Origin of the sequence: Borreliella lanei (assembly GCF_014205895.1) — a bacterium.
GTDB classification, from domain to species: Bacteria; Spirochaetota; Spirochaetia; order Borreliales; family Borreliaceae; genus Borreliella; species Borreliella lanei.
In genome coordinates, this window is the sequence record NZ_JACHFC010000009.1 from 15,708 (window position 1) to 23,995 (window position 8,288).

9 protein-coding genes and 2 pseudogenes are annotated in these 8,288 nt (G+C 22.8%); 9 read left to right on the forward strand and 2 right to left on the reverse strand.

What is annotated here, in order from left to right:
* Positions 1-326 (reverse strand): cysteine hydrolase family protein (locus tag HNQ06_RS05145; RefSeq protein ID WP_484478983.1); only part of this gene is annotated, 326 nt, incomplete at its 3' end.
* Positions 327-724: 398 nt separating this feature from the next.
* On the opposite strand from HNQ06_RS05145, the gene HNQ06_RS05150 reads away from it, so the two are divergent.
* The 8 genes and pseudogenes from HNQ06_RS05150 (at position 725) to HNQ06_RS05970 (ending at position 6,889) form a co-directional block, all read left to right on the forward strand.
* Positions 725-907, forward strand: coding sequence for a hypothetical protein (locus HNQ06_RS05150; RefSeq protein WP_184107885.1), 183 nt, complete (start codon positions 725-727; stop codon positions 905-907).
* Positions 908-1,255: 348 nt separating this feature from the next.
* Positions 1,256-1,438, forward strand: a pseudogene (locus HNQ06_RS05755) (ParA family protein); the annotation flags it as partial.
* 213 nt (positions 1,439-1,651) lie between these two features.
* On the forward strand, positions 1,652-1,726 hold the full coding sequence (locus tag HNQ06_RS05960) for a hypothetical protein (protein ID WP_472841111.1): 75 nt from the start codon (positions 1,652-1,654) through the stop codon (positions 1,724-1,726).
* 124 nt (positions 1,727-1,850) lie between these two features.
* The gene (locus tag HNQ06_RS05760) at positions 1,851-1,979 is read left to right on the forward strand and encodes a plasmid partition family protein (protein WP_343056775.1); all 129 of its coding nucleotides are present in this window, start codon (positions 1,851-1,853) and stop codon (positions 1,977-1,979) included.
* A 760-nt stretch (positions 1,980-2,739) separates the two neighbouring features.
* Positions 2,740-2,874 (forward strand): annotated as a pseudogene (locus HNQ06_RS05965) (chromosome replication/partitioning protein); the annotation flags it as partial.
* Between the two features lie 2,285 nt (positions 2,875-5,159).
* The gene (locus tag HNQ06_RS05160) at positions 5,160-5,354 is read left to right on the forward strand and encodes a hypothetical protein (protein WP_184107886.1); all 195 of its coding nucleotides are present in this window, start codon (positions 5,160-5,162) and stop codon (positions 5,352-5,354) included.
* A 114-nt stretch (positions 5,355-5,468) separates the two neighbouring features.
* Positions 5,469-5,672, forward strand: a complete 204-nt coding sequence (locus HNQ06_RS05165) for a hypothetical protein (RefSeq protein ID WP_184107888.1) — start codon at positions 5,469-5,471, stop codon at positions 5,670-5,672.
* A gap of 1,112 nt (positions 5,673-6,784) precedes the next feature.
* A complete protein-coding gene (locus HNQ06_RS05970) occupies positions 6,785-6,889 on the forward strand; it encodes a plasmid partition family protein (RefSeq protein WP_231012369.1) in 105 nt (34 codons plus the stop codon).
* A gap of 129 nt (positions 6,890-7,018) precedes the next feature.
* On the opposite strand, the gene HNQ06_RS05175 is transcribed toward HNQ06_RS05970, so the two are convergent.
* Positions 7,019-7,747: a virulence associated lipoprotein gene (locus HNQ06_RS05175; protein WP_184107890.1), complete on the reverse strand. Its 729-nt coding sequence runs from the start codon at positions 7,745-7,747 to the stop codon at positions 7,019-7,021.
* Between the two features lie 175 nt (positions 7,748-7,922).
* Here HNQ06_RS05175 and HNQ06_RS05180 point away from each other — a divergent pair, with 175 nt between their 5' ends.
* Entirely contained in the window at positions 7,923-8,129 is a 207-nt protein-coding gene (locus HNQ06_RS05180; protein WP_184107892.1) for a hypothetical protein, read from the forward strand.
* The last annotated feature ends 159 nt before the right edge of the window (positions 8,130-8,288 follow it).

The window sequence follows — 8,288 nt, forward strand, 5'->3', positions numbered from 1 at the left end:
TGTTTTTTTTTAGTGTAATCATCATAAAATCCACTGTAACTATCGTAATATTGATCGGTCCCTTTAAAAAAAACTTTTTTTATTTTTTTTGTATTTAGATCATTAGGAAACTCTGATCCCCAAGTATTTTTGACGCAGTGCTCAGGCCAAATACCCCCATTTTTATTATTAGAAAAGCTTGCATGATTTTTACAATGCCAATCCTTGGTGGCAACAATGTTTTTGAAATAATTTTGAAGTTGGTTGATCAAATAAATTATTTCATTACTATTAGATACTGGTAAAGCGCCTGATTCTAAAAAATCATTTTGTATATCTATTAAAATAAGTGCACTATTTTCTGTTATTTTAAAAATAAAATCCTCCTTAGGAGATATTTAATAACAGAATATGCTTCTGCTATATTAGGCAATATCCCTTGATATAACTTTTGTCAATAATTATTTATTTGGGATCAATATGGTAATTAGTTTTTCCTTAAAATTAATTAAATTAAAAAATAAAACTCATCTTTAGTTTTGGTTTTATGATGATTAATATTAAGATCTACATTAAAATCATTCATAGAAAAAACAAGTATTCTAGTAATTATGCTTTATTTTATAAATACTCTCCCTAAATATAATAATATTACAACAATGTATTATCACAATATTAATTATAGTATAATATCGAAAATTGTTTACTACATTGTGTGGTATTAATAGGGTGAAAAATTTTAGATATGCTTATTGTTTTTTCAGTAAAGTTGATTTATGATGTGCCTTATATAAGGAGGATTTGGACATTATTAAAAATGTTTAATTTAAATTGGCGTATTTTTATCATTGGCAATATAAATTTTAACAAAAAAATAAAATTTAACAGTTATAATAAAGCCCTAATAGTAAGTTATTTGCCAATCTAGCTAAGTTAAACTATTAAAAGATTTACAAAGTTACAATAAAAGCATAATAAAAAAAAGTTTCTTAAAGGGCAATCAATAAATATAATAAGTTTTTTAAAAATTTTTTGGAGATTGGCTTAAAAAATCAAAATTGCAAGAGCACATGTGTTGCTTAATGTGTGATATTTGCAATTATTTGCCCGGGGTTATTGAAAGAGATAGTAAAAAAATATATGTATACATATATTTTTAATAAAAGTGATTTATAAAAATAAAAAATAAAAAATAAAAAAGAGAAAACGAAATTAAAAAAAAGAATTAATAAACTTAAACTAAAAAATATGCAAAAAAATGTAATTTTGGTAATGAAAACACTTATTGGAATTAATAAGCGGTGATGATAATTTTTTAGGCGTTATTCATGAACGTGAAGACTTGAACAAAAGGATAGCAGAGAACGATACTTTCGATTTAAATAAAGATTATATAAAAGAATATGAAATTACGCTTGAAAAATTTTTCCAGTTATCGGAAAAATTTTTAACTTCATGATAAGTAAGGAGATAGAATGAGTTTAAAATTTAAATATATGAATATAAAAAATAAAGGATCTTATTAATACTAATAAAAATCAAAAGAAAATTGAAATTAATTTCAATTAAGATAAGCTGGAACAAGTTCTCTTCATTTAAAAAAGACTAATAATCAACTTTTAAAAAGAAATTCACAATAAAATAGAAACAATTAAGATCTATCTTTAAAGAAATTAAATATAAAAAATATTATAAATTAGATGGCTATCAAAACTTTGAAATGTTTACTAGGAATTACAAAAAATAGCAAAAAGTCAGACTTATGAATATTTAAGAATAACAAATGCAATAGAATAAGGACTAGTTTGGGAGAAAGATATAATCGAAAACAGCATACAAAATTCTTTATTTTTTTAAAGGATAAAGAAGGAGTGAAAATTAAAAAATCCAATCGAAATTTTATTAGGCCATTAAGATTTCAGCTTAAAACATGGAATGCATACAAATATTGCAAATCAAAAGCAAAATTTATTATTTTTTTTGTTAGAAAAATTACTTAAATATAAAGAAAAATTGCTTAATGAAATTATGAAAGAATATAGGGAGTGTGAAAAATATAATTAAAATTAGTATAGATAATTTGTGTTAAGAATATGAACCTATAGGATTTATCAAATATCTTATTCAGATAAGGTATTTGATAAAAAACAGGGAATTTCTTTATTTATAAAGTAGTTATTTAAATCATAAAATGTCAAAAAAATCGGGATAGTAAAATAAAAAGTAAAAGATGATTTACAAATAAATATGTATATTATTTGAGAACAATGTATTGATTTTAACACCAACAAGATTCATTTTCCAAATGATATAAAAGTTTTTATAAATGAGCTTTTAGATCCTTCTTCAAAAGAAGGCTATTATAAATAGGCAAAAGAAACTTTGCAAAATATTTTTTATATATTGGATAGTAATTAAAAGTGGTTTAGTCTCCCCAATAATTTATATGAGATAATAAAGTATATTAAGGATATGTGCTTTATTAATAAAAATAAAAATAAAAATAAAATATTATATTTTAATAAAAAAATTGGAAATACCGCAATTATTGATAATTTATCGAATTTAGATGCTAATAATATAGATAAAAATTAATAATTTACAAAGATTTAAAAGAGCAATTGAAAATGAATTTAGAAAAAGATAATTGATAGTAAAATTCAAAAAATGAAAATTCTATATGAAATTTAAACAAAATAACTTTATAAATATGATTGTTTTAAAAGTTTTTCTCAATTTGTAAAGCCTTTTGTATTTGTTAAAGCTCAAGCTTATTTTTATTTAAAACTTTGTCAAAAGTTTTGGAGGATAGTTTTATCTATTAATAAAATTAGGGAATTAGGATTTAAAAATATAAAAAAATACATGTTTAGAAAAAAAATTATTAAATTTTAATAATCATATAAGTAAATTAAATAATAAGAATATTTCTATTAGAATTTTCATGAGATATAAAGAATTATGTGAGTTTGTAAAAAAGAGATAATAATAGTAAATTATATTTTTAAGGAGCTTTTTAGAATAGAAAAGATGTTTTGCTTGATATTGTAACTAAATATAATAATGAGAAAAAGTAAAATACAAAATTTTGTTTTATAGTGTGTGTAATGAAGATTTAAAATTTAATGTATCTATTAATTTTATTAATGTATTTTTATTGCTAGTTGTTGTAAAGTTAAATTAACTTATAGATATTTGAGCTTTGTATTTAATATTGGTTTTTCTTTTTTACAATTTTATTAATAAATGTTTATTTTGATAATGCTTTCATAATTTATGTTGCAAAAAATTATTCCAACTTTCTTTAATAAAGAAGGAATATCTTATATTTTTATTGTTTGCATTTAATTGTCTTTATTGTGATCTGCTTTGGTGATTTTGGAATTTGTGCTCTGGGGGGAGCAGTTTTTTTGGGCTTTATTTTTTTGTCTTATAGTGTGCAATGTAATTAAATTGCTTTTAAGCTTTATATATGTAAATATAGGTCTTTAATATATTCCTAAAGCTTGGTGGGATAATTATGAGGAAAATTACTATGTCTGTTATTTTTATACTAATAAGTTCTTATAAACATTATATAAGTTGTAGATATATAAAATTTAGAATAAGATTTTAAAAAACAAGCTAAAGAATTTTTAGATTTTATAGATACAAAAGAAGAGATAAAAGAGGAATTAATTTAAGATGCCAAGCAGAGATACAAGAGAAATCTAAAAATCTGATAGCTCAAAATATTGTTGAAAATCTAAGATTAGAAGCTAATGGAAAAGGAATACAAGAATTAGAAGAGATTGAAAAAGAAATACAAAAAGTAAAATAAAATTTAAAAAAGAATAACTAAAAGATAAAGAAGAGTTATAAAGATAAATTAAAGTGTCTTGAAGATAGTTTGAAAGAAGAAAAAAGATGTTAGAAAGAAAAAATTTTTATTTTAATTGATTAAAAACTCGTTATTATAAAGAAACAGCAAGCAAGAAATAGAAAAGGATATGAGCATAAAAATGTAAAATTTGTTTTAGGCTTTGTATATAGAATTTTATAATCCCTAAACAACCCCCCAATAAAACAATTATTAGCTTGTTATAAGGGTTTTGGGATATTTATTTCTAGTTCTATAAACAACACAAATTTTACTATTTTTCTTAAGTAGCTTTTTGCAAGAATAACAATTTTTTTATTATTAAAAGCTTTTGGGGGTATCATTTTGATTTCCTTAAAAATCAATTTTTTTATCTAAAAGTTTAAGATAAGGTAATTATGTCTTTGCTTAAATTTAATGAATATTTTAAGTATAGGTCGGTATTTAATAATTATAAAGAGTTAACAACGTATTTAGTAGTAGGGTTTTTGTGATAAATATTTCTTAAAGAACTTGGATATTTAATAAATGATTGAATTATAAAATCCAGTTTAAATAAATTTAATAAAGCAATCCTAAAGTCAAAAGTAGACTTCTAAAACACACCATAATGAATTAACAAGTTTTTAAATTTTTTTAACTTGTTGTATAATTTTTGTTTTGAGTGTTATTATGAAAAATATCCTTTCTTATTTAGAGTTAACTGCTATTGAAATTTGTGTTTTAAGTGATATGAAAATATGGTTATTAATAAGATAATGTTGATAGGGTATATATCGATTTATCAACGATTTTAGAAAATAAAGAAACTATTAGAATAAGATTAGAATCTTAATTCTAATAGTTTAGATTTAATAAATCTGGCTAATGGCGTATAGATAAAAATTTATAATGTAATTAAAGAAAATATTTATAATAATAATTTTTCTACCAATGAATTTTCAGACTCAATTTCCCAAACTATTACTTATGGACTTTTTATTGTCAGACTTAATAATAAAAATAATGAAAAATAGCTTTTTATAATATTAAAAAGTGTATACTTTTGAACTTTTCGCTTATAAGAAATATATTAAAATTAATTGGTGATATTGAGACAAATAATGAATACAATAGCCCAAGATAGATTTTAGAAGAAATTATTAATGTAATAAATAAATTGCTACAGAGCTTATTTTTCAAATAATTTTCTTTTACAGGAACCAAAACAAGCTTAAAAGATCCCTATCTTTATTTTTATGAGGATTTTCTAGCTAAGTACGATTTAAACTAATAAAGGCCAAAGGAGTGTAGTACACTTCCTATTCGGGTGTAAGTTTTATTGTTAACGGTTTACATAAAGCACTTAAAAAAAATTAAATTAAATTATGGCTTTGCAAATAGGGATAAAGTTGAAGCGTTTGACTTTGTAATAGGTATTGGCACATTTTTACCTGAAGTAATTAAAATTATACTAAACGAAATTCCAATAGATTCTGAAAAACAAGAAGATTGCATTAATTTTCACATACATTAAAAATGTCTATGGTTTTGAATGCATAATGGTTCCTTATGCAGTTGATCATTTAAAGCCAAGTCAATATTTAAAAGAAAAATTTGTAGCGGCAACTTCGATAATGAGAATATAAAGTTGCAAATATTTTTGGCTAATTCTATTGATGAAACAGGGCTCTTAGATCAAAAATCTTTTAAGGTATTTTTTACTGCAATTGGGGAAGAAAATGAACTTACAAATAAAGTTAAAGAAAGGCAAATACTTGTCATACTGGGAAATCCTCCTTATAATTCAGATTCAAAAAATAATAATGAATATATATATATTGAATTTAGTTAATGATTATAAAAAAATAGAAAATAAGTCTATAAATGAAAAAAATTTAGGCCACTTAATGATGACCGCACCAAGTTTATTAGATTTGCACGACATAGAATTAAGAATTCTAACGAAGGATTGCTAGGCATCATGACAAACAAAGGATATACTTTGACAAGGTGGCATTCAGAGTTATGAGATACTACCTCTGAAAAACATTTGATGAAATTTATATATTAAATTTACACGATAGTTCAAGAAAGAAAAAACGGATGATGGCAGCATAGGTTAGAATGTATTTGGCATTCAGACCGGAGTTGCTATTGCTATTTTTACTAAATATAAAGATGGACTAAAAAAAGCAAGCTGATTAAAGTATTTTATAAAAGTATTAAAGGTAAAAGAAAAAAAAATATGAGTTTTTAGGAAAAAACAATATCTTTACTGTTAATTTTTAAAAACTTGAATACAAATATCCTCATTATTTTTTACTAAAAAGATTTTTCAAATAAAGATATTTATGACAATGAGATTTTTTTAAAAGATATTTTCAATAATTTTAGTATTGGCGTTCAAACCAAAAAAGCTAAAATAGCTAATTGACCATACAAGAGAAAAGCTTTTAAACAAGTTTAAGAATTTGCATATTCAAAAGAAGAATATGCTATAAACAATTACAATCTAGGTAAAGAATCTGTATTTTGGAAGTTATTAGATGTTTTGTTTCAAATAGATGCAGTGACAATCTATGTATTTCCTCTTTATATAAAAGAAGATCAAAGTGTATTTAAAGATTTAATAAAAGAAAATTTTAAAATTCCTTTTAGGAAATTTATTAATACAAATTGTATCAAAAAAAGTTTACGGGAAAAAGGTTCTAGAGGTGTCTGTTTCTATAGATAAAATTAAAAAATAGGGCTTTAGAGGAATATAAAGACAGTTAAAAGAGAATTTATCAAACGTAAAAAAAAGAAAATTTGCCTTAAGCAAATAATAGAAAAATGTCTGTTAGAATTTTAATAAAAAACAAAGGTGGAAATTTAATAAAACCTAAATTAAAATCTGCTTAGCTTTTACCTAAAGTAACAATATCCCCATAATACAATAAAAATCAAGCATTAGGTTTTTTCTTTTTGTTTTCGTTTTACGAATTTTGTAAAGAAGATACTAAAAGAGCTTATTTTATTTTTGAAAGATTATTTTTCATTAAAAAAAGAAATCTTATCAGATTTAATTAATAAATATGAAAATTACAAAAGAAAATTACTATTTCTATAATCTTTGATTTAGAAATAGTAATTCACTATTAAACCTATCCTTTTTTAAAGGATAGGTTTTTACATAATATTAATTCCAATAACATGATTTTAAAGGTTGCTTATTGATAATATGTTATTTTTCAGCTTTGTTGCTTGGGAACTTTTTTTTTCAATTTGCTTGTAAAGTTCCGTTAAATGAGATTCAAGCTTAGCAATATCTGTTTCTGTAGAATTTATATAATCTTTATAATCTAATAAAAGCTGTTCTAACATTTTTGAGATATCTGTTTTTATAGATAATAATTTTTCAAATGAATTTTTAAGCTGTTTTAAATCTGAAACAGCCAGGGCATCTAGAGCATCCTTTTTAGGATATAAGTGATTAATCGCTGTATCAAAAGTGCTTCCAAGGTTGCAAAAGGTGCCAAATAGGAGGGTTTTTTGTTTTGATTGAATTAAAATCTTTGAAAGATTCGCTAATTTATTGGTATTAATAGGATTTAAAGTAGCATAAGTGAATTTTCTATAGTTTTTAGATCTCTCAGTATTATCCGCTACCGTTTCATATGATGCTATCCAATAAATTTCTTTGAAAATTGATATTCCATATTGGTTTGAAGGTTCTTCTTCTAATTTTTTTTCATATTTTTTTCTATCTGCGTTAGCTGTTTCTATTAAATTTTTAAAATCATCAAGTAGCTTATTTTTTATTTGTTTATTAGGGATTTTTTCTGTTTTTAATCCTTTTTTAGAATTATTTTGATTGGTATTAGAATCTGGATTGCAAGCATTTAAAAATAGAAAAATAAATATACTTATGATTATATGGTATTTCATAGATATTCTCCTTAATTATAATATAATGCAATAATAATATAATTAAATAATTAGTATAAATTATTGAAATAATAATAAGAATATTTTTATTATTAGATATTTTATAATATTTTTGATTTTTTAATGTTAGTAATTCGATAATTGTTGCTATAGCAATTGTTTTGAGAGGAATGGAATGGCTAAAGATAGCCAGCTTACTTTTAGCAGTGGAGAGAATGACACGGTTAAAATTGCTGTTGAAATTGGAGTCACTAAAACTTTGGTAGTATTAATAAACGTATTAAAATATTCTTTTGGTGTAATTATTGAAAACTTACTAAATGAAGTAAGAAAAATCCCACTTCTGTTTGGTGTAGATGTGGAACAATGTGGATATCAATAATTTGTGTGTTCTTGGAAATTTTTCAATTAGTATTAATTATTAACTGATGTGGGCAGTTGTTCTGTAAAAAAAAGGTGTTTTTTTGGCTTTTTATACTAAACAATTGTAAATTAATTTACAATTGTTTAGTATAAAAAGCCAAAAAAACACCTTTTTTTT

What these genes read in the sequence shown, in the direction of transcription:
- HNQ06_RS05150 (WP_184107885.1), top strand. Translation starts at nt 725, where the DNA reads ATGCTTATTGTTTTTTCAGTAAAGTTGATTTATGATGTGCCTTATATA.
- HNQ06_RS05175 (WP_184107890.1), bottom strand. Translation starts at nt 7,747, where the DNA reads ATGAAATACCATATAATCATAAGTATATTTATTTTTCTATTTTTAAAT.
- HNQ06_RS05180 (WP_184107892.1), top strand. Translation starts at nt 7,923, where the DNA reads ATGGCTAAAGATAGCCAGCTTACTTTTAGCAGTGGAGAGAATGACACG.